The organism is Verrucosispora sp. NA02020 (assembly GCF_013364215.1).
In the GTDB taxonomy this organism is placed as follows: domain Bacteria; phylum Actinomycetota; class Actinomycetes; order Mycobacteriales; family Micromonosporaceae; genus Micromonospora.
On the sequence record NZ_CP054923.1, the window covers coordinates 4897069 to 4919859 of the forward strand.

Annotated in this window: 21 protein-coding genes and 1 pseudogene; 12 read left to right on the top strand and 10 right to left on the bottom strand. The window is 72.0% G+C overall.

Features of this window, described 5'->3' with window-relative positions:
- Positions 1 to 887 precede the first annotated feature (887 nt).
- Both HUT12_RS21395 and HUT12_RS21400 read left to right on the top strand, forming a co-directional pair.
- Complete coding sequence (locus HUT12_RS21395; RefSeq protein WP_176094513.1) at positions 888 to 2378, top strand: GH1 family beta-glucosidase; 1491 nt, start codon at positions 888 to 890, stop codon at positions 2376 to 2378.
- Positions 2379 to 2873: 495 nt separating this feature from the next.
- Positions 2874 to 4109, top strand: coding sequence for an MFS transporter (locus HUT12_RS21400; RefSeq protein ID WP_176094514.1), 1236 nt, complete (start codon positions 2874 to 2876; stop codon positions 4107 to 4109).
- 48 nt (positions 4110 to 4157) lie between these two features.
- Here the strand turns inward: HUT12_RS21400 and HUT12_RS21405 are convergent, their stop codons facing one another.
- The 3 genes from HUT12_RS21405 to HUT12_RS21415 all read right to left on the bottom strand — a co-directional run bounded on the left by HUT12_RS21405 (position 4158) and on the right by HUT12_RS21415 (position 8590).
- Positions 4158 to 4571, bottom strand: coding sequence for a roadblock/LC7 domain-containing protein (locus HUT12_RS21405; protein ID WP_201272506.1), 414 nt, complete (start codon positions 4569 to 4571; stop codon positions 4158 to 4160).
- A gap of 5 nt (positions 4572 to 4576) precedes the next feature.
- Positions 4577 to 7081: a nitrate- and nitrite sensing domain-containing protein gene (locus HUT12_RS21410; RefSeq protein WP_254876916.1), complete on the bottom strand. Its 2505-nt coding sequence runs from the start codon at positions 7079 to 7081 to the stop codon at positions 4577 to 4579.
- 123 nt (positions 7082 to 7204) lie between these two features.
- Complete coding sequence (locus HUT12_RS21415) at positions 7205 to 8590, bottom strand: FGGY family carbohydrate kinase (protein ID WP_176094515.1); 1386 nt, start codon at positions 8588 to 8590, stop codon at positions 7205 to 7207.
- 253 nt (positions 8591 to 8843) lie between these two features.
- Here HUT12_RS21415 and HUT12_RS21420 point away from each other — a divergent pair, with 253 nt between their 5' ends.
- On the top strand, positions 8844 to 10757 hold the full coding sequence (locus tag HUT12_RS21420; RefSeq protein ID WP_176094516.1) for an anthranilate synthase family protein: 1914 nt from the start codon (positions 8844 to 8846) through the stop codon (positions 10755 to 10757).
- A gap of 83 nt (positions 10758 to 10840) precedes the next feature.
- Here HUT12_RS21420 and wrbA read toward each other — a convergent pair whose 3' ends face one another.
- Positions 10841 to 11458 (bottom strand): NAD(P)H:quinone oxidoreductase, encoded by a 618-nt coding sequence (gene wrbA / locus HUT12_RS21425; protein ID WP_176094517.1) that lies wholly within the window; start codon positions 11456 to 11458, stop codon positions 10841 to 10843.
- A gap of 182 nt (positions 11459 to 11640) precedes the next feature.
- Here wrbA and HUT12_RS21430 point away from each other — a divergent pair, with 182 nt between their 5' ends.
- The 8 genes and pseudogenes from HUT12_RS21430 to HUT12_RS21465 form a co-directional block, all read left to right on the top strand.
- Complete coding sequence (locus HUT12_RS21430) at positions 11641 to 12477, top strand: ABC transporter ATP-binding protein (protein WP_176094518.1); 837 nt, start codon at positions 11641 to 11643, stop codon at positions 12475 to 12477.
- The gene (locus tag HUT12_RS21435; protein ID WP_254876917.1) at positions 12474 to 13307 is read left to right on the top strand and encodes an ABC transporter permease; all 834 of its coding nucleotides are present in this window, start codon (positions 12474 to 12476) and stop codon (positions 13305 to 13307) included. The genes HUT12_RS21430 and HUT12_RS21435 overlap by 4 nt, the downstream gene beginning before the upstream one ends.
- The gene (locus tag HUT12_RS21440; protein ID WP_254876918.1) at positions 13304 to 14494 is read left to right on the top strand and encodes a sensor histidine kinase; all 1191 of its coding nucleotides are present in this window, start codon (positions 13304 to 13306) and stop codon (positions 14492 to 14494) included. The genes HUT12_RS21435 and HUT12_RS21440 overlap by 4 nt, the downstream gene beginning before the upstream one ends.
- Entirely contained in the window at positions 14491 to 15111 is a 621-nt protein-coding gene (locus tag HUT12_RS21445; protein ID WP_176094519.1) for a response regulator transcription factor, read from the top strand. Before HUT12_RS21440 ends, HUT12_RS21445 begins: the two co-directional genes overlap by 4 nt.
- Positions 15112 to 15160: 49 nt before the next feature.
- Positions 15161 to 15649 (top strand): GNAT family N-acetyltransferase, encoded by a 489-nt coding sequence (locus tag HUT12_RS21450; protein ID WP_176094520.1) that lies wholly within the window; start codon positions 15161 to 15163, stop codon positions 15647 to 15649.
- Positions 15650 to 15691: 42 nt separating this feature from the next.
- On the top strand, positions 15692 to 16285 hold the full coding sequence (locus HUT12_RS21455; RefSeq protein WP_176094521.1) for an HAD family phosphatase: 594 nt from the start codon (positions 15692 to 15694) through the stop codon (positions 16283 to 16285).
- Positions 16286 to 16357: 72 nt separating this feature from the next.
- Positions 16358 to 17476: a winged helix DNA-binding domain-containing protein gene (locus HUT12_RS21460; RefSeq protein WP_368660281.1), complete on the top strand. Its 1119-nt coding sequence runs from the start codon at positions 16358 to 16360 to the stop codon at positions 17474 to 17476.
- 124 nt (positions 17477 to 17600) lie between these two features.
- A pseudogene (locus HUT12_RS21465) lies at positions 17601 to 17879 on the top strand (helix-turn-helix domain-containing protein); the annotation flags it as partial.
- 78 nt (positions 17880 to 17957) lie between these two features.
- Here the strand turns inward: HUT12_RS21465 and HUT12_RS21470 are convergent.
- The 5 genes from HUT12_RS21470 to HUT12_RS21490 all read right to left on the bottom strand — a co-directional run bounded on the left by HUT12_RS21470 (position 17958) and on the right by HUT12_RS21490 (position 20591).
- Positions 17958 to 18407 (bottom strand): hypothetical protein, encoded by a 450-nt coding sequence (locus HUT12_RS21470; RefSeq protein ID WP_131051065.1) that lies wholly within the window; start codon positions 18405 to 18407, stop codon positions 17958 to 17960.
- Between the two features lie 39 nt (positions 18408 to 18446).
- Positions 18447 to 18815, bottom strand: a complete 369-nt coding sequence (locus HUT12_RS21475; RefSeq protein ID WP_217706031.1) for a cupin domain-containing protein — start codon at positions 18813 to 18815, stop codon at positions 18447 to 18449.
- Positions 18816 to 18838: 23 nt separating this feature from the next.
- A complete protein-coding gene (locus HUT12_RS21480) occupies positions 18839 to 19483 on the bottom strand; it encodes an SRPBCC domain-containing protein (RefSeq protein ID WP_217706032.1) in 645 nt (214 codons plus the stop codon).
- Positions 19464 to 19892, bottom strand: coding sequence for a helix-turn-helix transcriptional regulator (locus HUT12_RS21485; RefSeq protein ID WP_131051067.1), 429 nt, complete (start codon positions 19890 to 19892; stop codon positions 19464 to 19466). Before HUT12_RS21485 ends, HUT12_RS21480 begins: the two co-directional genes overlap by 20 nt.
- Positions 19893 to 20057: 165 nt before the next feature.
- Positions 20058 to 20591 carry a hypothetical protein gene (locus HUT12_RS21490; protein ID WP_131051068.1) on the bottom strand — a complete coding sequence of 178 codons (534 nt, stop codon included), beginning with the start codon at positions 20589 to 20591 and terminating at the stop codon, positions 20058 to 20060.
- A 354-nt stretch (positions 20592 to 20945) separates the two neighbouring features.
- Here HUT12_RS21490 and HUT12_RS21495 point away from each other — a divergent pair, with 354 nt between their 5' ends.
- On the top strand, positions 20946 to 21458 hold the full coding sequence (locus tag HUT12_RS21495; protein ID WP_131051069.1) for a SigE family RNA polymerase sigma factor: 513 nt from the start codon (positions 20946 to 20948) through the stop codon (positions 21456 to 21458).
- 544 nt (positions 21459 to 22002) lie between these two features.
- Here the strand turns inward: HUT12_RS21495 and HUT12_RS21500 are convergent.
- Entirely contained in the window at positions 22003 to 22782 is a 780-nt protein-coding gene (locus HUT12_RS21500) for an NAD(P)H-dependent oxidoreductase (RefSeq protein WP_176094523.1), read from the bottom strand.
- Between the last annotated feature and the right edge of the window lie 9 nt (positions 22783 to 22791).

A 22791-nucleotide genomic window follows, 5' to 3' on the forward strand; every position in this document is an offset into this window, starting at 1 on the left:
GCGCCAAGTGGATGGTGGTCTCTCTGTCGGCCCGAAGGCCGGGGGCGGCGGGGGCGCCGTCGCACGACTGCTGCTCCCCGCTGCGATCAGGACGCCGTTACCGGACAAGCCGGGCTGCCCTCGGCAACCTGCACTCACGCGTATCTGGCTCCACGCGGTCGATCGACAGTCTGCCATGGAAGCGCTCCCAGATCCAGCACAGGAACTTCCGGAAACACCGGCTTGTTTCGATCTCGTTTTGGGGCTTTCACAAAGCCGTGACGGGCGTTACAGTCGCAGCAACGTCGATGGGAGCGCTTCCATCGACAAGGTTCCAAAAAGAAGATCACCCGGGGCTGTGCCCACAGCGCCGGGGACTAGACCAGAGGCCGACGGCGGGCCAGCCCGGACACCGCCGTCAGCCGCCGCCCCACCATAGTGGAGGGAGGTGGACCTCAAGCCACTCGCGTGGCCCGGCTCCCGCGCGACACGCACGACTGGGACGCCAAATCCGCCCGTGCGTGTACCGCAACACAGTGGGGACGGGGGTTGCCCTCCCCCGTCCCCACACTAAACCCCCGTTCACGATGGGAAAAGAGGCCGACGGGTCAGACGCGCGTCACACGCGCGCCCCGCAACGGCAGTCGACCCGCCCGCCGACCGTGCGACGCCCGCCGACCGCCCCGGGCGCGCGCCATCCCGGTCCGCCCCGCGGCACTGAGCGCACCCCGGTCCCGCCGACCCGACGCCCGACCGGCCAGCGCCATCTTTCCCACCCCCAGCCGTCCCCGCCGCCAAGGCACCCCCGACCTGCGACGATCCGGCTCTTGGCGGGCACCGCCACCCTTTACCCTGTATTGGGAGCGCTCCCGAGGGCTCAGGCGGTCAACCATCACGAGGAGAACTCCATGTCGATACTCACCCGGCGCCACCTGCTGCGCCACGCGGCGCTCTCGGCCACCGCCGTCACCCCCGCCGGCGCCGCCATCGGCACCGCCACGGCAGCCGGCGCCGCCGCGACCCTCGCCGGCTGCCAGCCCGGCGACACCGACCGCACCGCGCCGGAGACCAGCCCCGCCGGCCGGCTGCCCTTCCCGCAGAACTTCGGCTGGGGCGCGGCCACCTCCGCGTACCAGATCGAAGGCGCCGTCAAGGAAGACGGCCGCGGCGAATCGGTCTGGGACACCTTCAGCCACGCACCCGGACGTATCCGCAACGGCGACACCGGAGACGTCGCCGCCGACCACTACCACCGCTACGCCGACGACCTCGATCTGATGCGCGACCTGGGGCTGCGCAGCTACCGGTTCTCCATCTCCTGGCCGCGCATCCAGCCCGACGGCACCGGCCCCGCCAACCAACGCGGCCTCGACTTCTACCGCCGCCTCGTCGACGGCCTGCACGAGCGGGGCATCTCCCCGATGGCCACCCTGTTCCACTGGGACCTGCCCCAGGCCCTGCAGAACACCGGCGGATGGGAGTCCCGCGACGTCGCCCAGCGCTTCGCCGACTACGCCGCCATCCTCTTCGACGCCCTCGGCGACCGCGTCCCGGTCTGGCTGACCATCAACGAACCCAAGACCGTGGTGCAGAACGGCTACCTCTCCGGCCACCACGCCCCCGGCCTGCGCGACCCCGACGCCGCCTACCTGGTCGCCCACCACCTGCAGCTGGCCCACGGCCTCGCCGTCCGCGCACTGCGCGACACCAGCGGCGCCGGCCGCATCGGCCCGGCCTTCAACCTGCACCCCTGCTACCCCGCCGACGACTCCCCCGCCGCCGCCGAGGCCGCTCGCCTCTACGACGGCTACGAGAACCGCCTCTACCTCGACTCCGCCCTCAAGGGCAGCTACCCCGAGGACGTCCTGGCCGGCCTCGGACCGGACAGCCGTATGGTGCGCGGCATCCGCGACGGCGACCTGGAGATCATCTCCTCCCCCATCGACCTGCTCGCCGTGCAGTACTACACCCCGATCTACGTCACCGCCAACGGCGGCACCGTCAGCCGCTGGCCCACCTCCGAGGCGGAGTGGCAGCAGATCTACCCCGACGGCATGTACGACATCCTGACCCGGGTCACCCGCGACTACGGCCCCATCCCGCTCACCGTGACCGAGAACGGCCTGCCCACCCCCGACGTACTCGCCGCCGACGGCACCGTCGAGGACACCGGCCGGGTCACCTTCCTGCGCGACCACCTCGCCGCCGCCCACCGCGCCGTCACCGACGGCGTGCCGCTGGAGAGCTTCCACGTCTGGTCGCTGCTCGACAACTTCGAGTGGGCCGAGGGCTACGACCAGCGCTGGGGCCTGATCTACGTCGACTACGCCACCCAACGCCGCGTGCTCAAGCGCAGCGCCCACTGGTACCGCCAGGTCATCGCCGACAACGCCCTCTGAGGTGTAAGCAGGGGTCCCCTGCTAACGCCTCGTGCATAGCAGGGGACCCCTCCTCACACGCAGCCCGCCTGGCGCTGGGACCGGCCGGGACCAGGCCGTCCGCGCATCCACCGCCCACGGTCTGCGCAATACACCAGCGTGGACGTTCTCCTACGCTGCCGTCGTACCTTCGGATGCGTGGAGCGAGGGCTGTCGAGCTGATAGCGCAGACGGGTCACTGTCCGGGGTCGACCCCCGTGCCGCCCATCGCTGATGGCATAAGCGGTTCAGCTCGAAAGGGCACAGACACCATCCATAGGCCGCCTCCAGCCGGGCGATCAGGCTATTCTGCGGTCCGCAAACACCCTGTTCCCTCCGCCACGGCGCGCCGCCGCTTTGCCCGGCGGGACTCCCGGCCACCCACTACCGGGCCTGACCGACACGATCGCCCTGAACGGGGTTGCGGCAGCGACGCGGGACCACGTCCGCCGCCGGCCCTGTACTAGGGTCGGCCGCATGATCGATCGCGCCCCGTTAGGGCGGCCGTTCTGGACGTTCTGGAGCGCCGCCGCCCTGGCCAACCTGGGTGACGGCATCCGCGTCGCCGCGTTCCCGCTACTCGCCGCAGCCCTCACCGACGACCCGCTGGCCGTCGCCGCCGTCGCCGCCGCCCAGTTCCTGCCCTGGCTCGTCTCCGGGCTGCTCGCCGGCGCCCTCGCCGACCGCCGCAGCCCCCGCACCCTGCTCGCCGCCGCCGACACCGCCCGGGTCGTCGTGCTGGCCACCCTCGCCACCGCAGTGGCCCTGGGCTGGGCCACCATCGCCCTGGTCGTCGCCGCCGCGTTCCTGCTCGGCATCGGCGAGACCCTCCGCGACACCGCCGCACAGACCGCCGTACCCCGGCTCGTCGCCGACGCCCACCTGGAGAAGGCCAACGGGCGACTCGTGGCCGGGGAGATCGTCGGCAACGAGTTCGTCGGTCCCCCGGTGGGCGCGATGCTGTTCGTCGTCGGCGCGGCCATCCCCTTCGCCGTCAACGGCGCCACCCTCGCCCTGGCCGTGATGCTCATGCTCTCCCTGCCGCTGACCCTGGCCCACCGCGCCACCAGCGCGCCCGCCACCGACGAGACGTCGAACTCCGAGGGCGACGGCATCCTGGCCGGCCTGCGGTGGCTGATCCGCCAGCCGATGCTGCGCACCCTGGTGCTGGTCACCGCTGCCGTGGCCGCCGCCGACACCGCCTGGTTCGCGATCTTCGTGCTCTACGCCCGCGACGCCCTCGGCCTCGGCGCGTTCGGCTTCGGCCTGCTGCTGGCCACCGGCGCCGCAGGGGGCCTGATCGGCTCGTTCGCCGCCGACCGGCTGGTCGCCCGGTTCCGCCACCGACACGTACTCACCTGGTCGATGGCCGTCACCGCCGGCGTCCCGGTGCTGCTGGCCGTCACCCCCCACCGCGCCGCCGCCGTGGTCGTGGTGGTCACCACCAGCGCGGCGTTCGCGGTGCTCAACGTGGCCGCCCTGTCCGTCCGGCAACGACTCGTGCCCGGCGGCCTCCTCGGCCGGGTGATCGCCGCCTCCCGCATGGTCACCTACAGCTGCACCGCACTGGGCGCACTGGCCGGCGGCGCGCTTGCCACCGGCGCCGGCATCGAGGCACCGTTCGTGTTCAGCGGGATCATCGCCGTCGCCGCCACCCTCGCCTGGTGGCTCGCCTCCCGACGCGGCACCCCCGGCGCCCTCGGTCTGCGGTAGGCCGAGGGCACCGCACTCCGGGACGGCAGATCCCCCGGCCAGCCCAGGTCAGCGCGGCAGGGCCTGCTGCAACTCGGCGCGCAACGCCGGGGTCAGCATGTCCCCGGCCTGCTTGGCCAGCCGTGCCATCTCGTAGCCCACCACACCGATGTCGGCGTCCGCCGCAGCGAGGGTGGCCAGGATCGACCCGTCGCGGACCTGCATCACCAGGAAGTAGCCCCGACCCATCTCGACGACGGTCTGCTTGACCACGTCACCGTCGAACATCTGCGCGGCACCAGCGGTGATGCTCATCAGACCCGAGGTGACGGCGGAAAGCTTGTCGGCGTGATCCCTTGGCAGATTGTCCGATATCGCCACCAGCAGCCCGTCGGAGGACACCACGATCGCGTGTGCCACTCCCGGCACCCGATCCGCGAATGCGCTGACCAGCCAGCTCAGATCCCGAGCCTGCTGCGACAAGGTGGTCACCTTGGTCCCCCTTCGTTCCATACGCCGGACGGTTGCACGGGAATCTGCATGGTCTCCTCGGCCTCGGCCCGCCGCACACCGCTGTACAACTTCGACAACATGCCGCCGACCGCATCCGGGTCGGGGTCGTGCCGGACCGGCCGCTGCTGCTCCGGGCGGGCCGGCTGGCTCACCGAACTCAGTTGCGCCATCGGTACCCGCATCGGCAGGCCCCGGGCATTGGTGCCGGCGGTCACCGGCACCGTCGGCGGCGCCGGTTGACCGACCCCCGTCGTCGGCACCGCCCCCGACGGTCCCTCCCGGGACCACCAGCCACCGCCGCCACCGGCCGGGACGGCCGCCGCCGGGGCGAGCACGGTCTCGGCGCGTACCGGATGGGTCTGGCGGGGCACGGTGGTCGGTCGACGGCCGGCGACCGGCAGCTCCACCGGACCGGGCCGTCCGCCCTGGTGGGCGGTCATGCCGCCGGGGATCCGCGGCGCCGACACCGGGTCGACGCTCGGTGCCGGAGCCGCCGCCAGCAGCGCACCGGGCAGCCGGATCCGCGCCACCAGCCCGCCGACACCGCCGTGCAGCCGCACCTCGATGCCGTGCCGGGCCGCCAGGTGGCTGACCACGAACAGACCCATCCGCTCCACCGCCGCCACGTCGGCGGCCGGCGGAGACGCCAGGACGGCGTTGGCCTCGGCCAACGCCGTCTCGGTCATGCCGATGCCCTGGTCGGCGATCTCGATCACCGCGCCGTGCCCCTCGAACCGGGCCATGACCTGCACCACCGTGTCGGGGCGGGAGAAGGCGGTGGCGTTCTCCAGCAGCTCGGCCAGCAGGTGGACCAGTTCACCGACGGCGTGTCCGACCACGTGCAGGTCGGCCACGGCCTCGTGCCGGACCCGCTGGTACTGCTCGATCTCCGCGCTGGCCGCCAACAGCACCGCGCCCAGCCCGATCGGCCGGTTCCACCGCCGGGTCGACTCGGTGCCGGCCAGCACCAGCAGGCTCTCGTCGTTACGGCGCATACGGGCGGCCAGGTGGTCCAGCTTGAACAGGTTCTCCAGCTGGTCCGGGTCGCCTTCCTCCCGCTCCAGGTCGTCGAGCAGCTCCAACTGCCGCTCGACCAGCACCTGGCTGCGTCGGGCCAGGTTGACGAACATCGCGTTGACGTTGCGCCGCATGTTCGCCTGCTCGACCGCCACGCCGACGGCGCTGCGGTGCACGGCGACGAACGCCTCGGCCAGCTCACCGATCTCGTCGAGCGAGCGGACCACCGCCGGGGACACCTCGATGGGCGGTACGCCACCGGAGACCGACCGCAGCCGGGCCAGCGCCTCGGGCAGCTCGACCTGGGCGATCCGTAGCGCCTGCGAGCGCAGCAGCCGGATCGACCGGGCCAGCGACCGGCCGACCAGCACCGAGATCAGCACCGCCACCAGCAACACCGTGATGATCGCACCGATCAGCAGCAGGGTCTGACGCAGCTGGGTGGTGCTGGCCGCCTGCGCCTGCTGCACCGCCTCGGCCAGTACCTCGGCCTCGTACTGGCGCAGCAGCTCGTGGCGGTTGTCGCTGGCCTCCCACCACTGCCCGCCGGTCAGCACCAACCGACCGGCCGCGATCTGGGCGATCGCCCGATCCTCCAGCTCAGCGGTGGCGGCGAAGACCGGGTTCACGGTCATCTCGTCGTAGCGGGCCACCTGCCCGTTGGTGGCGGTGATCCGGAACACGCCCAGCGCGGTCAGCTGACGGGCCCGCAGTTCGGCCAGCCGCGCCCCGCCGTCGGCGCTGTAGCCGCTGTCCCGCGCGGCGGCGTACACCTCCGCCCGGACCCGCGCGGACGAGTCCTTGGCCCGGGCGAACTGCACGTACCGCAGCACCGCGTCGGCCAGCTCCGGGCGGTCGTTACCCGGCGTCGGCTGGGCGAGCAGGGCCAGCAGCCCCTCGATGGCCCGGTGGTAGTTACCCAGGATGGTGTCGTCGCTGAGCACCACGGTCGCCATCACCCCGCGGATGTACTCGACCTGCTGCACCGCCTGCGACGCCACCGAGTAGGTGTCGCGCCAGGCCGGGTCGGCCTCGGCCACCGGCTCGGCCACCTCCCGCAGCGCCCGCATCGCGTCGTCGGTGGCATCCCGGTACTGCTGCAACGAGCCCAGCATCGCGGCGCGGCCGGCCTCGTCGGCGCTGGCGCGCAGCACGGGCAGCTCACCGGCGGTACGGTCGCGTTCCTGCTGCAGCATGTGCACCAGGTAGGTGATCTCCTCACCGACGGTGACCTGCGCGGCGAAGTCACCGAGCGTGCTCGCCCGTCCGACCAGGCTCTGGGCCTGCACCCCGGCCATGACCAGGAACGCCACCGACGGAATGATCAGCACGGCGGCGAGTTTGGTCCGCATCCGCCAGTCCCGCAACCGGAACGCGGAACGCCGCCGGTGGGGCACCACCCGAACGTCGAACCGCCGTCGGCGATGCGCTGACACCTCGGGCGTCTGATGTGCTGCACCCACAGGGTCCTCCTCCCCACGCGCCCGCCGTGACCTCGGGGAGCGCGGTCCATCCAACCAGGCCCCCGAGCAGTGTCAACGTCCTGCCCTTACGAAGGGTTCAGGACGAGACCGCCGGTCGCCACCCTATGCCGGGGTCGCCGGAGCTTGATCATCCGTCCGGCTGATGTCGGCCACCACCACGGCATCGGTGATCCGGCCGGTCGCCACGAGCGCCGCGCCGGTGGCCCCGATCTCCGGGTGACGTCCGAAGTCGACCCGACGGGGAGTGAGCACCTGCGCGAAGGTGCGGCGCCACCAGGGCGAGGCGGCCATCGCGCCGCCACCGAGGACCACGTCGGTGGGCCGTCCGACCATCGACTCCAGCCGCACCAGGTCGTCCACGACCTGCTCGCACACCCCGTGCATCAGCCCGGCCAGGATCTGCACGGAGGTGGTGCCGAAATCGAGTCCGCGCAGCTCACCGGAGCCGGCGCTCCGGTCGCCGGGGGGACGGTCGCCACCGAAACCGACGTTGACCGGTACGCCCGCGCCGGGCGGCAGCACCGCCAGGGCCTGCTCCAGCGCCGGGCCGGTGGGCAGCCGCAGCACCCGGTCCGCCCAGGCGAACAGATTCCCACCCGAGGAGTACGCCGCCCCGGTGACGACGTGGTCGTGGTCGACGCGGTAGCGCCACAGCCGATGCGGCAGCGGCGACTGCGCAGCGTGCGCCGGCATCCGCTGCAGCAGCCGGACCGCCGAGGAGGTGCCGACGGTCACCGCCGCCCGGCTGTCGTCGATGCAGCCGGAGCCGACGTTGGAGGCGGCGCCGTCGCCGACCGGGGCCGTCCAGGACGCCTGCGCCAGGTCCGGCCAGCGGCGGGCGTACTCGCCGCGCAGCCGCCCCCGCCAGTCCCGGCCGGCCAGCTCGGGCAGGTCCGCACCGCGGATGCCGGCCAACGTGCACGCCTCGGGATCCCAGTCCAGCGTGCCCAGGTCCAGCAACCCGGTGCCGGATGCCTGCGACATCGACATCGGCGCGTCGGTGAGCAGCCGTCCCAGCGCGTACTCCACCAGTCCGGTGAAACGCCTGACCCGGGTGCCGGCCTGCTCGCGCAGCCACGGCAGCCGCACCGACCAGTAGCAGCGGTGCCACCAGGTGCCGGTGCGCTGGTGGTAGTCGACCGCGTCGACCGGCCCGTGCAGCGCCGGCGACGGCTCGGGGCGGGTGTCGAGCCAGGTGAGCACCGGGCCGAGTGGTTCGTCGTCGACGCCCAGCGGCAGCACCGAGTGCCACTGGGCGCTGACCGCGATCAGGTCCACCTCGCGCAGGTGACCGTGCTGGTGCAGCTCGTCGAGGCACTCGATGAGGCAGGCCAGGTACTGCCGAGGGTCCAGGGTGCCGGCGCCGTCACCGTCGACGGTGAGCACGGTCTTACGCCGCGCCAACGCCCCCGGCAGGGGACGGATGTCGGCGTCCATCACGAGCCCCCGCACCGAGGAGGTTCCCAGGTCCAGCGCGAGAATGTTCATCGCGGTCAACGTACCCGTTGCCGTCGGCGCCGCGCGTCACCGCCCACGCCAGTCCGCCGAACGGCTTCCCCCCGATCCGCGCCCCGCGTAGGGTGTGCCCATGCCTACGCGCCTGTCCTGCTGGTGGCCCGCCGACCCGGCGGCCTCCCTGCACGCGTAGTCACCCACGCGGCCGCCCGACGAGGCGGCCGCCGGTCATGGTTTCCGGCCCGTGGGCCGCCGCAACGGCGGCTCCCGGACCCAGGAGAGACCGATGAACCCACTGACCGACCTGCTCGCCGCGCTCGCCGACGGCACCGACCCGGGCCCGTTCGCCCTGGTACGCCGCGCCGACGCCCCCCACCTCGACCTGTTCACCGGCACGGTGGACACCGCCGCGCGACTGGCCGACCTGCCGCTGCCCACCGACGTGCCCGGCCCGGCCACGCTGGCGCTGGTGCCGTTCCGACAGATCACCGAGCGTGGTTTCGCCTGCGTGGACGACGGCGTGCCGTTGGAGTTCCTGCGGATCGGGCAGCACGTACGGGTACCGCTGGCCGACGCCCTCGACGCGTTACCCGAGGGCCCGGTCCGCACCACCGGCGCCGCCTTCGACGTCCCCGACGACGCCTACGCCGCCGTCGTCGCCCGGGTGCTGGCCGAGGAGATCGGACGCGGCGAGGGCGCCAACTTCGTCATCCACCGCACGCTGCACGCCCAGGTGCAGGGCGCGCCGGTGACCGCCGCGCTGGCCGCCCTCCGGTCGCTGCTGCACCGCGAACGCGGCGCGTACTGGACGTTCGTGGTGCACACCGGCACCCGCACGCTGGTCGGCGCCAGCCCGGAACGACACGTCAGCGTCGACGACGGACTCGTCATGATGAACCCGATCAGCGGCACCTTCCGACACACCGGCGCCACCGCCGACCGGGCCGCCCTGCTGCGCTTCCTCGCCGACACCAAGGAGACCGAGGAGCTGTACATGGTCCTCGACGAGGAACTGAAGATGATGGCCACGGTGGCCGAACACGGCGGTCAGGTGGTCGGGCCGTACCTCAAGGAGATGTCGCACCTGGCACACACCGAGTACCTGCTGGCCGGACACGGCAGCCGGGACGTCCGCGAGGTGCTGCGGGAGACGATGTTCGCCCCCACGGTGACCGGCAGCCCGATGGAGAACGCCTGCCGGGTGATCGCCCGCCACGAACGCACCGGCCGCCGCTACTACGCCGGAGTCCTGGCGCTGCTCGGTCACGACGACAACGGCCGGCAGACCCTCGACGCCCCGATCCTGATCCGCACCGCCGAACTCTCCCCCACCGGTGAGCTGCGGGTCCCGGTCGGGGCGACCCTGGTCCGGCACTCCACGCCCACCGCCGAGGTCGCCGAGACCCACGCCAAGGCCGCCGGGGTGTTCGCCGCCCTCGGCCTGGGACCGCAGGCACCGCAGGCCGGACCGCAGCCACCCCGCCGCCTGGCCGACGATCCCGAGGTACGCGCCGCGCTGGCCGCCCGCAACGCCCCGCTGGCCCGCTTCTGGCTCGACCAGCGCCCGACCGGCGCACTGGCCCGACCCGCCCTGGCCGGACGCCGCGCCCTCGTCGTCGACGGCGAGGACACCTTCACCGGCATGCTCGCCCACCAGCTCGGCGCCCTCGGCCTGACGGTGACCGTCCGACCGTGGCACGCCACCGGGCCGGTCCGCGCCGACGACCTGGTCGTCGTCGGCCCCGGCCCCGGCGACCCCACCGGCGACACCGCGAAGATGCACCGGCTACGTGACCTGCTCACCGAACTACTCGACGCCGGACACCCCACCCTCGCGGTCTGCCTCGGCCACCAACTGCTCGCCGGCCTGCTCGGACTGCCGGTGAGCCGCCGCGACGCGCCCTACCAGGGCCTGCAACGCACCGTCGTGCTCTCCGGCACGCCCCGCCGGGTCGGCTTCTACGCCACCTTCACCGCCCACGCCGACACCGACCGCCTCGACAGCCGCCACGGTCCGGTCGAGGTGACCCGCGACGAGGTCGACGGCGCCGTGCACGCGCTGCGCGGCCGGGGCTTCGCCGGGGTGCAGTTCCATCCCGAATCGGTGCTCAGCCCGGACGGGGTCGCGGTGCTGGCCGAGCTGCTGGCGCAGCTACTGCCGGCACCGGCCGGCGAGTTGTCCACCACCGGGCAGGCATAGCCGGCCCGATCCGGGGTAGCGCTGTTCACGGCCGACGGTCCGGGCGGGTATGAGAGCCCCTGCCCGGACCGCCGGTCCCTGACTCAGCCGGCCAGGCCCTGCTTCAGCGCCGCACCGATGCGCACCGCCCGCTTGGCCGTCAACGCCGTCGCCTCCAACGCCACATGATCCGGCGCGGTCTCACCGTTGTTGCTGGTGTGCGACGCGCCGTACGGGTTGCCGGAGACGAACTGGCTCGGCTCGGTGTAGCCGGGCGCGACCACGATCCCACCCCAGTGGTAGAAGACGTGGAACAGCGACAGCAGCGTCGACTCCTGCCCACCGTGATGTGTGGCTGTCGAGGTGAACGCCGAGTACACCTTGTCGGCCAGTGCGCCCTGCGCCCACAGCGGTCCGGTGGTGTCGATGAACTGCTTGAGCTGCGCGGCGACCAGACCGTACCGGGTCGGCGAACCGAAGATCACCACATCGGCCCAGCTCAGGTCGTCCGGCTGCGCCTCCTCGACGTCCTGGGTCTCCAGCCGGTGCGCCTCCCAGCCCGAGTTCGACCGGATCGCCTCGTCCGGGGCCAACTCGCGCACCTTGCGCAACCGGACTTCCGCACCGGCCTGCTCGGCGGCCTCCCGGGCCGACTGCGCCATCTGGTACGTGATGCCGGTCGCGCTGTAGTAGATCACCGCCACCTTGACCTGTGCCGCCATCGCCTGCGTCCTTCCTGCCGTGATCGTCGGTAAGCTTCCGCGACTACCCGATGCTTGCGGCAACAAACATTCGTCGGATTCGACCGACCCCCCGGTCGACGCCCTGTCCACCGGTCGACGGACACCACGGTTCCGTCCACCGGTCGTCCCGCGACACCCCCACGTCGACCGACGATCAGGACATGACCCACTCCCCCGTCATCCGCGTCCGCGGACTACGCAAGACCTACGGCGACACCACCGCCGTGGCCGGCGTCGACCTGGACGTCGCCACCGGCGAGGTGGTGGCCCTGCTCGGACCCAACGGCGCCGGCAAGACCAGCACCATCGACATCCTTCAGGGCCACCGCGACCGCGACGCCGGTGACGTGCAGGTGCTCGGCCGCGACCCGGCCCACGTCGACCTCGACTGGCGCGCCGGCATCGGCGTCGTCGCCCAGCACAGCGACGACCTGACCGAACTGACCGTCGCCGAGGCGGTACGCCACTTCGCCCACTACTACCCCGCACCCCGCGACCCCGCCGACGTCCTCACCCTGGTCGGTCTCACCGACAAGGCCGGCGCCCGGGTCCGTACCCTCTCCGGCGGCCAACGCCGCCGCCTGGACGTCGCACTCGGCGTGCTCGGCCGCCCCCGGCTGCTCTTCCTCGACGAACCGACCACCGGCTTCGACCCGCAGGCGCGCCGCCAGTTCTGGACGCTGATCCGCCGACTCGCCGGCGAGGAGACCACCATCCTGTTCAGCACCCACTACCTCGACGAGGCCGAGGCACTGGCCGACCGCGTCGCGGTCATCGTCGGCGGCCGGATCGTCGCCGACGGTGCCCCGGCCACCCTCGGCGGACGCGCCACCGCCCGCACCGTGGTCCGGTGGGCCCACGGCCGGCAGGAGACCGACGACCCGGCCGCCCTCGTCGCCGAGCTGACCCGCCGCCACGGCGGCACCGTGCCCGGCCTGACCGTCAGCCGCCCCAGCCTCGAAGACGTCTACCTGGACCTGATCGGAGCGACCCCGTGACCGCCACCGCCCACCGCGCCGCCACCCGCCGCCCCGGCGCCCTACGGCTCGGGCTGCACCGCGCCGGCATCGAACTGCGGTGCTTCTTCCGGGAACGCGACGCCGTGGTGTTCACCTTCGCCATGCCGGCGGTCATCCTCGCCCTGCTCGGCGCGATCTTCGACGGCGTCTACGAGGGCAGCGACGTCACCTCGGCCCAGTACCTCGCCCCCAGCATGATCGCCGCCGGCATCGCCTCCACCACCTTCGTCAACCTGGGCACCGGCATCGCCGCCGACCGCGACGACGGCACCCTGCGCCGACTGCGCGGCGTCCCGATGCCCCCCTCGGCGTACATCGTCGGCAAGACCCTGATGGCCCTGGTGGTCAGCATCGGCGAGACGATCCTGCTGCTGGCCATCGCGGTACTCGCCTTCGACCTGCGGCTGCCCACCGACCCCGCCCGCTGGCTCACCTTCGGCTGGGTGTTCCTGCTCGGCGCCACCGCCTGCGCCCTGCTCGGCATCGCCGCCAGCAGCCTGGCCCGCTCGGCCCGCAGCGCCGGGGCCGTGATGAACCTGCCCTACCTCGTGCTGGCCTTCATCTCCGGCGTCTTCTACACCCCCGTCGGACAACTCCCCGAACCACTGGTCACGATCGGCTCGCTGTTCCCGCTCAAATGGATGGCCCAGGGCTTCCGCTCGGTGTTCCTGCCCGACACCATCCTCCCGCAGGAGGTCGTACCCTCCTGGGAGCACGGTCGGATCGCGCTCGTGCTCGCCGCCTGGTGCATCGGAGGAATGGTGCTGTGCCTGACCACCTTCCGCTGGCGAGGTCGACGCACCCGATGACTCCACCGACCGACACGTGGAGCGCACGCTTCCGGCTCTGGGACGGCTACTTCGCCCTCGCCGCCGTCGGCGTCGCCGTGGCCGTGGCCGCCGACGGCAGCCGTACGCCCACCGCCCGCCTCGGCTGCCTCGCCCTGTTCCTCGCCCTGACCGGCTGGTACCTCGGCGTCGGCCGCCGACTGATGCGCGACTCCGTCGAGGACTGGCACGGCTACCTCTACCTCACCGGGGTGATCCTGCTCTACGTGCCGGCGGTCCTGCTCAGCGGCACCGCCTCGTTCCTACTGTTCGTGCTCAACCCGCAGATGTTCATGGTGCTGCCCGCCATACCAGCGGTCGGCGCGGTGCTGCTGCTCAACTCCGTGCACGTGATCGTCCTGGCCGTCCGGCTGCCCGACCTGGGCGAGGTGGTCGCGCCGCTGCTGATCGCCCTGATGACCGTCCTCGTGGTCAGCGTGCTGGGCGTCTGGGCCCAACACACCGTCGCCGAGAGCGGCCGACGCGCCGAGCTGATCGCCCAACTGGAACAGACCCGGGCCGAGCTGGCCGAGGTGTCCCACCGCGCCGGGGTGGCCGCCGAACGGCAACGACTCGCCGCCGACATCCACGACACCGTGGCCCAGGGCCTGTCCAGCGTGGTGATGCTGGTCCAGGCCGCCGAGGCCGACCTGGACCGCGACCCGGACCAGGCCCGCCGCCACCTGGACCTGGCCCGACAGACCGCCCGGGAGAACCTGCTCGACGTACGCACCCTGGTCGCCGCACTCACCCCGACGCAGATCGACGGCTCCCCGCTGGAACAGGCACTGGACCGGCTGGCCGACCGCTTCACCCGGGAGACCGGGGTGCCGGTCACCTGCACCGCCGACCTGACCGCCGGCCCGGCACCGGGCACCGCCGTGGAGGTGGTGCTGCTACGCGCGGCACAGGAGGCGCTGACCAACGTCCGGCGGCACGCCGACGCCACCGCCGTGGCCGTCCTGCTGCACGGCGACGACGACCGGGTCACGCTGGAGATCGGCGACGACGGCGCCGGATTCGACCCCGCCGGGGCGTACCCGGACGGCGACGGCGGCTACGGGCTGGCCGGGCTGCGCACCCGCGTCGAACAGGTCAACGGCAGCGTCCTCGTACGCTCGGCCCCCGGCGAGGGGACCACGATCCGGGTGGAGGTGCCGTACCAATGATCACCGTGCTGCTGGTGGACGACCACCCGGTGGTCCGCGCCGGAGTCGCCGGCATGCTCGCCGGCACCGACGACATCACCGTCGTCGGCGAGGCCGCCGACGCCGCCGAGGCACTCACGGCCGTCCACGCCCACCACCCCGACGTGGTCCTGATGGACCTGCGGATGCCCGGCGACGACGGCGCCACCGCCACCGGCCGCATCCTCGCCACCCGACCACAGACCCGGGTGGTGGTGCTGACCACCTACGAGACCGACACCGACATCCTGCGGGCCGTCGAGGCCGGCGCCGCCGGCTACCTGCTCAAGGACACCTCCCGCGCCGACCTGATCACCGCGATCCGCACCGCCGCACGCGGCGGCACCGTCCTCGCCCCCTCGGTGGCGACCCGACTGCTGCACCAGGTACGCCGACCCACCGCCCGCGACACCCTGTCACCCCGCGAGGTGCAGGTGCTGCGGCTGGTCGCCCGAGGGCTGTCCAACGCCGAGATCGGCCGGGAACTGCACATCGGCGAGGCGACCGTGAAGACCCACCTGCTGCGGACCTTCAACAAACTCGACGTCTCCGACCGCACCGCCGCCGTCACCACCGCCATGGCCGCCGGCCTGCTCTGACACCGCCCCCGACGACCGGCCCGACAATCCGGCTGGCATGCTCGCGAGCATGCAGATCAGGACCGCGACCGCCGGGGACTGGCCCGGCATCTGGCCCTTCCTGCGCGAGATCGTCTCCGCCGGGGACACCTACACCTGGCCCCGCGACGTCGACGAGACCCGCGCCCGCGACATGTGGCTGGTCCCCCCACCCGGACGCACCGTCGTCGCCGTCGACGACGACGGCACCGTGCTCGCCTCGGCGAAACTGACCCCCAACCAGCTCGGCCCCGGCGACCACGTGGCCAACGCCAGCTTCATGGTCGCCCCGGCCGCCGCCGGACGCGGAATCGGCCGGGCCCTCGGCACGTACGTGCTGGACCTGGCCCGCACCGACGGCTACCGGGCGATGCAGTTCAACGCCGTGGTCGCCACCAACACCCGCGCGGTGGCGCTGTGGCGCTCACTCGGCTTCGACGTGGTCGGCCGCATCCCCGACGGCTTCCGTCACCCCACCCAGGGCCCCGTCGACCTGCTCGTCATGTACCAGCGCCTCTGAGCCGCCCGGCGCGTCCCCGGCCACGCCGGATAACCTGGGCCGGTGATGCTGCCCCTGCCCACCGGCGACTTCCAGGCGTACCTGTTCGACTGCGACGGCACCATCGTCGACTCGATGCCGCTGCACTACACCGCCTGGCGGCAGGCCCTCGACGAGTGGGAGTGCGCCTTCCCCGAGGACCTCTTCTATGCCTGGGCCGGCCGACCGACGCTCGACATCGTCGACGCCCTCAATGAGCAGCAACGCCTGAACATGCCGGTGGAGACCGTGGTCGCCCGCCGCGAGGAGCACTACCAGCGGCTGCTGCCCACCGCCGTCGGCATCCCCGGGGTGCTGCACCACATCCAGGACGCGCACGGACGCATCCCCTTCGCCGTGGTCTCCGGCAGCACCCGCGAAGCCGTCACCGCCTCCCTCGACGCCCTCGGCATCCTCGACCGGTTCGACGTGCTGGTCTGCGCCGGCGACTACACCCGCCCCAAACCCGACCCGGAGCCGTTCCTGCGCGCCGCCGAGCTGCTCGGCGTACCGCCGCACGCCTGCCTGGTCTTCGAGGACGCCGACCTGGGCATCGAGGCCGCCGTCGCCGCCGGCATGGCAGCGGTCCGCGTGCCCCAGCCCCGCCAGGGCAGCTGACCCGCCGGAAAGCACCCGACTGTCGGTGCCCGGGCCTAAGCTGCCCTCGACCGACGACGGAAGGCGGCGCAAGTGGCACCTCGCGGCACGACGCTGACCGGCACCGACGCGCTCGCCCTGCGGATGACCAGTCTCCTGCTGAGCCCCACCCCCGCCACCACCGGGCAGACCGTGGCCGAGGTCGTCGAGTGGTTCGGTGCCATGCAGGCCCAGGAGATCAACAGCGGCCTGTGGTCACTGGGCGTACGGTTACCCGGCGCCACCCAGACCGACGTGCACGCCGCGCTGGAACGCCGGGAGGCCCTGCGGACCTGGCCGATGCGCGGCACCATCCACCTCGTCCCCGCCCGCGACGCCCGCTGGATGCTGGAGCTGACCGGCGTACGCGCCCTGGCCGGCGCGGCAGCGCGCCGCGAGTTCCTCGGCCTGACCGAAGCAGAGGCGGACCGCGCCGCCGACGTGCTCGGCACCGCCCTGGCCGGCGGCGGCCGACTGACCCGCACCGACTGCGTGGCCGCGCTGGTCGCCGCCGGCATCGACGGCGCCGGCCAGCGCGGATACCACCTCCTCTGGTACGCCAGCCAGCGCGGCGTCACCTGCATCGCCCCCAATCTCGGCACCGAGCAGACCTTCGCACTGCTCGACGAGTGGGCGCCCGGCCAACACCGACCCGACCGGGACGAGGCGCTGGCCGCCCTGGCGCTGCGCTACTTCCGCAGCCACGGCCCCACCACCCGACAGGATTTCGCCGGCTGGACCGGCCTGACCGCCACCGACGCGAAACGCGCCATCGCCGCTGCCGGCGACGCCCTGACCACCGTCCAGGTCGACGGCACCGAAGCGATCCTGCCGCCCGCCCTGCTCGACGCACCCCGCACACCCACACGCGACGTGCTGACCCTGCCCGGCTTCGACGAATACCTGCTCGGCTTCAAGGACCGCACGCTGATGCTCGACCCCGCCCACAAGCAGGCCATCATCCCCGGCGGCAACGGCGTCTTCCAGGCCACCGTCGTCATCGGTGGCCGGGTCGTCGGCACCTGGAAACGCACCCTGGCCAAGACCCGGGTCACGCTGGCCGTGAAACCCCTGGTCCCGCTCGACCCGGCACAGCGCACACAGGTCGAGCAGGCCCTGCACCGCTACGCCGACTTCCTCGCCCTCCCACCCCGCGTCACCTGGCCCGACTAGCCTTCCCCGCCGCCTCGTCGTCCCACCCGCACCGGGCCGGGGCCAGGCCCAGTTCGTCACCACCCCGGTCCCCGCACAGGACGACCATCCTCTGGCCGACCTGCTCCCGTGGGTGATGCAGTGACTCGACCGACCCCTCACCGTGGAGGACCTGGCCCGCCAGGCCAACCTGAGTTCCCGCCACCTGGCTCGTCACTTCCGCGCGGCGACCGGCACCACCCCGCTGCAGTGGCTGCTGACGCAGCGCATCCGCCGCGCACAGGAGCTGTTGGAAGCCACCGACGACAGCATCGACACCATCGCCGCCGCCGCAGGCATGGGCACCGCGACGACGCTGCGCCGCCACTTCCACCGCGCTGTCGGCGTACCACCGGACACCTACCGCCGCACGTTCCGGACCTGACGCCGCCCGGCGGCGACACCGAACGTGGCGCGAAGGTGACCCGGCCCTCTCCGACCGGCGGCGGTGAGGAAACAGCCCTCAGGCGCGGGCGATGTCTCGGCAGGCGGTGGCGATCAGCAGGCCCAGGCCGACGGCCATCAGCGGCAACCCCAACCCGAAGGGCAGTTCCGAGACGGAGTTCAGGTTGCCGCCTCGCCCGATGTTCCCGAAGCTGGCCGCCACCACCGCCAAGACCATCACCAGGGTGCCGATCCCGGCAGCCAACGCGGCCATCGCCGCCTCGACGACGGTCCGGGCCCAGAGACTGGTCACGACCGCCACCAGCAGGAAGGCGAACGTCCAGAGCGTCCACCCTCCACCGCTGCTGAGGCTGGCGTACTCCCAACCGGAGTACCACCACAGATGCCGTGGCGACTGCCGGAACCACGGGAGCAGATACCCGAAGAGGATGAGCATCGTCGCGAGGAGCATCACGCCGTCGAAACCGGCGAGCCTGCTGCGCCCGTCGGCACCCTTGTCCTGAGTCACCTTCGGGATGCTAGCCACACCACGCCAAGGACTCGACGGTCAGAGCAACGAGTCGTCGTAGGCGGCAGTCAGCGCACCACCGGCATCGCCGGTGTTCACCACACCGGCCGGCTCGATCAGGATCGCGTGCACCTCCCCGTCGGCGACCGGGCAGTGCTCGACGCCACGAGGCACGACGAACAGCTGCCCCGGACGCAGGAGCACGTCACCGTCGCGCAGCTGGATGGTCAGCTCCCCGCTCACCACGAGAAACAGCTCGTCGGTGTCCTCGTGGGTGTGCCAGACGAACTCCCCGCGCACCTTGACGACCTTGACCTCGTAGTCGTTGAGCCGGGCCACCACCTTCGGTGACCAGTGCTCAGAAAAGCGGGACAACCTGTCAGCGATGTCGACAGCCTCATACGCCACGCCCACCATCCTGACATGGTCGGTCAGCTCGGGTCGGGTGCGTAGAACGTCGTGGTGGCCTGCACCGCGGCGGCGACGTGCTCCGGGTCGCCACCGGCGGCCAGGTGAGCCTCGCCCCAGGCCACGGCGCTGCGCCGGATGAACTCGCGCCCTTCGGGTGACGTGTGAACCTCCGCATAGTCGACGCTCTCGCCACCGGTCAACATCCGGGCAAGGGCGAGGAGAGCCAGGTCCCACCCCACGCCACCGGCACCGGGGCCGTAGGTCGGGAAGAGGGGTTCCGCGACGACCGCTGCGTGGACCAGCACGAATTCGGTGTCGCCGGACGGGCCCGGGGCCAGGCGTACCTCCACCTCACTCGTGCCGGGCCAGGCGTCCGCGTCCGGCCCGTAGAGCCAGGACACCCTGAGCAGACGCGGCGGCTCGCACCGCAGGATCTCGCCGTGCTCACCCCCGTCGAACTCGTATCTCCCGCCGAGCCGCAGATCCCCGGTGACCGGCTTCAACCAACGGTGCAGCCGCTCGGGGCTGGTGATGGCGTCCCAGACGTCGTCGACCTGCGCCGCGTATCGCCGTCGGAGCTCGACGGTGTACGCCTCACCTGCGGGCAGGCTGCCCTTGCCCATGGTCCGCCGCGCGGCGGCCAGTTCATCCAGTACGTCTTTCATGTTCCGTTCCTCTCGCTGCTGAGTCTGCCTCGTCCGCACCGACGTCGGACTCGGCCCGCCGGGAGGTCTGCCCGCCAGCCGAGGTCCGAGCTGCCCGCCGGCCCCGGGCCAGCTCGGTTTCCAGCGCGTCGAGCCGCTGCTCCCACAACCGGCGAAACCGGCCCAACCACGCGTCGACTTCGCTCAACGGCGCCGGCTCGACGGCGTAGAACCGGCGAGCGCCCACAGCTCGCACCGACGCGAACCCGCTCTCCCGCAACACGCGCAGATGCTGTGAGACACCCGGCTGGGAGAGCCCGAACTCGGCCCGGATCACGTCCGTGACCGCGCCGGAGGTCTGCTCGCCGTCGGCGAGCAGCTCCAGAATGCGCCGGCGTACCGGGTCGCCGAGGATGTCGAAGGCGTGCACGACCACAGACCGTACCGGCCTTCGCTTATATAAGCCAGAGCAGGCATCCTGCCGAAGGCTGCGGCTCAGCGCTGGGCGAGGAACACGGCCACCGGACTCCACGTGTACGCGGCACGGCGTCCTCGTACTCGACGGCACCGTCCGGCCCCGACACGATGACCGGTGTCAGTGCGAGAACGGCTCCAGGCACCCGAACTCGGCAGCCGCGCCGGTGACCTCGACCATGACCCGCTCGGCCCGTACGTCCCCGATCACACAGCCCACCTCCGCGAAGCGAACCGCGTACACCGCGCCCGGCGGGGGTGCGTCCTGCCCGATCGGCGCTCGCATGCCGGTGACCTCGATGGCCTCTGCCTTGATTCCCAGGTCGAGCAGCGCCCGCTGGGTGGACGCCGGCGCGTAGTCCCCCGCCGCGCGTAGTGCCTCAAGCTTGGGCCGGATCCGCGCGGCGAGTTTCTCCCCCGCGCGCTGGTCCGCCTCGGAGAGTTCGTGCCGGCGCTTCCAGCGGTTGTTGTCGCCGTGGCGAGGAGGTGCGTCTGCCCGCGGACCGGTCGGCTCCGGCACCACAGCAGCCGACGCCGTCGCACTCGGGGGTGTCGCCTGCACGTCGCCGGCTCGGGTGCCCGGGGCCGCGCAGCCGAGCGGGAGCAGGGCGAGCGAGGTAGCAGCCGCCAACCAACTGATCTTCGCTGTCCGCATCAATGACCCCCGTCTATCAGCCTCAGCGGAGGCGATTGTAGGGGGCACTGTCATTCGTCGGCGTCCGCCGCCCTGCGACGAGAGCACCAGGGCGCCCCGGAGGCGTGGCGACAGTGCGTCGCTGACCCTCGCCCAGGGCCTGATGCTGGTGACGAAGAGTACGCCGCATGAGCGGCGTCGCTTCCCGGTCCACGCTGCCACGCCGGGCGCATGCCGCGAATCGCGCTCGAACGACGATCCACATCCTCGGCGAGCACGCGATCGCCACCCAGGATGAAGGACATCTGATGGATAGTGGGCGCGGTCCCGTGCGTCTGTGGTGGTGAATGAGGCGTACCGAACGGAGCTGAACGGTTGGACGACAAGGCGAGAGCCAAGTTCGGCGAGTTCGCGCAGAGCCGGACCGCCGCCCTGATCAGGACGGCCTACCTGCTCACCGGCGACCAGCATGCCGCCGAGGACCTGGTGCAGTCGGCGTTGACCAAGGCGTACGTCAAATGGCCGACGATCCGGCACGAGGACCCCGAGGGGTACGTGCGCGCGGTGATGTACCGCGAGCGGGTCAGTTGGTGGCGACGCCGGGGACGATTACGGGAGACGCTGGTCGGCTCGCCGGTCGAACGGGAACACCCGGACGACAGCGGCCACGCCGACCTGCGGCTGGCCATGCGGGCAGCCCTGCTGCGCCTTCCCGTGGCACAGCGCGCGGTGCTGGTCCTGCGGTACTACGAGGACCTGCCCGAACAACAGGTAGCCGAGGTGCTCGGCTGCTCGGTCGGGACCGTCCGCAGCCGTACCCACCGGGCGGTCAGCCGACTGCGTGAGGTACTACCCGGTGCCGAACTCGTGCTGGAGCTGAAGCGATGAACACCCCGATCGACGACCTCATCCGATCCACCCTCACCGATATCGCCAAGGAGGCAGTCCCCATGGATCTGGCAGATTCCGCCGTCGCTCGGGCGCGTAGGCGTCGTACCCTCACCGTCTCGGTCGGGGTGGCGGGCGTCGCCGCCGCCCTCATGGTCGGCACGCCGCTGGCGATGGCGGCGGTGAACCGGGATTCCCCGCCGCCGTCCGCCCCCGCCGACCGGCCGTCGGTGGACCCCAGTCCCGTCCCGATCAGCTCCGTCCCCTCTCCGCCGCCGGTGGACCCCCGCCACGTCCGTATCAGCCCTGTCCCTATACCGCCGTCGGTGGACCCCAGTCCCGTCCCGATCAGCCCTGTCCCCTCCCCACCGCCGGTGGATTCCAGTCCCGTCCCGATCAGCCCTGTCCCGCATCCCCCATCGGTGGATCCGAAGGGTTCTGGCACGGGTTCCTAGCTTCAAGGCAACGGCACATCGTGCGTCGGCGATCGGTTCTGGCGTATGGACGTGGCCGACGAGCACGCGACTCTGACCCGTGCGGGCCGTCAGCCTCTTACGTGCAGGTGGAACCCCTGACTGCCCGGCACCTCCAGACCCGCTTTCAGGCGCAGTGACGGGATCTCGTAGTCGCCGTGATTCTGGCGACGGAACGCGATCGGCTCGGTCGACTCCAGCGTCAGCAACCGATCCGTCCACGCCTTCGCCACGATCTCGAAGTCGCCGCCGATCATCCGGTCGGCGCCGTGCACCACGAACGGCGGCAGCACCTGGAGGCCCGGGTAGTACAGGATCCCGTGGTGGATCGGGAACAACAGATCCTCGATCGGGCCGTTGATCCCACGGTCGCTGTAGTGCGACTGCGGGCCCCCGACGGTCACCGACAGCATCGCCCGACGTCCCAGCAGTGTCCCCTCACCGAACCGCTCGCCGTAACGGGTGTCGTCGTGCACTCCGACGCCGTAGGCGAAGTGGAACGAGAAGACGCGGTCCACCCAGCCTTTGAGAATGGCCGGCATCGTGTACCACCACAACGGGAACTGGAGGATCACGGTGTCGGCCCACAGCAGCTTCTCCTGTTCGGCCCGCACGTCGGCAGTGAGCGCGCCCGCGTCGTACGCCCCACCTGAGCTGGGAATCACCCGTAGCGGCTCGGTGGCGTACCCGCCGAAGTCGGCCGCGTCGACCACCGCCTTCCAGTTCATCGCGTACAGGTCGCTCACCCGCACCTCATGCCCGGCGGCTTCCAGCGTCGACACCGCCAGGTCTTTCAGCGCGCCGTTGAGCGAACGCGGTTCGGGGTGGGCGTAGACGACGAGCGTCTTCATGGTGATTCC

Coding starts and splice junctions, on each gene's coding strand:
- HUT12_RS21430 (WP_176094518.1), top strand. CDS start 11,641: ATGACCCACTCCCCCGTCATCCGCGTCCGCGGACTACGCAAGACCTAC.
- HUT12_RS21415 (WP_176094515.1), bottom strand. CDS start 8,590: ATGAACATTCTCGCGCTGGACCTGGGAACCTCCTCGGTGCGGGGGCTC.
- HUT12_RS21490 (WP_131051068.1), bottom strand. CDS start 20,591: ATGCGGACAGCGAAGATCAGTTGGTTGGCGGCTGCTACCTCGCTCGCC.
- HUT12_RS21480 (WP_217706032.1), bottom strand. CDS start 19,483: ATGAAAGACGTACTGGATGAACTGGCCGCCGCGCGGCGGACCATGGGC.
- HUT12_RS21500 (WP_176094523.1), bottom strand. CDS start 22,782: ATGAAGACGCTCGTCGTCTACGCCCACCCCGAACCGCGTTCGCTCAAC.
- HUT12_RS21395 (WP_176094513.1), top strand. CDS start 888: ATGTCGATACTCACCCGGCGCCACCTGCTGCGCCACGCGGCGCTCTCG.
- HUT12_RS21440 (WP_254876918.1), top strand. CDS start 13,304: ATGACTCCACCGACCGACACGTGGAGCGCACGCTTCCGGCTCTGGGAC.
- wrbA (WP_176094517.1), bottom strand. CDS start 11,458: ATGGCGGCACAGGTCAAGGTGGCGGTGATCTACTACAGCGCGACCGGC.
- HUT12_RS21445 (WP_176094519.1), top strand. CDS start 14,491: ATGATCACCGTGCTGCTGGTGGACGACCACCCGGTGGTCCGCGCCGGA.
- HUT12_RS21400 (WP_176094514.1), top strand. CDS start 2,874: ATGATCGATCGCGCCCCGTTAGGGCGGCCGTTCTGGACGTTCTGGAGC.
- HUT12_RS21450 (WP_176094520.1), top strand. CDS start 15,161: ATGCAGATCAGGACCGCGACCGCCGGGGACTGGCCCGGCATCTGGCCC.
- HUT12_RS21420 (WP_176094516.1), top strand. CDS start 8,844: ATGAACCCACTGACCGACCTGCTCGCCGCGCTCGCCGACGGCACCGAC.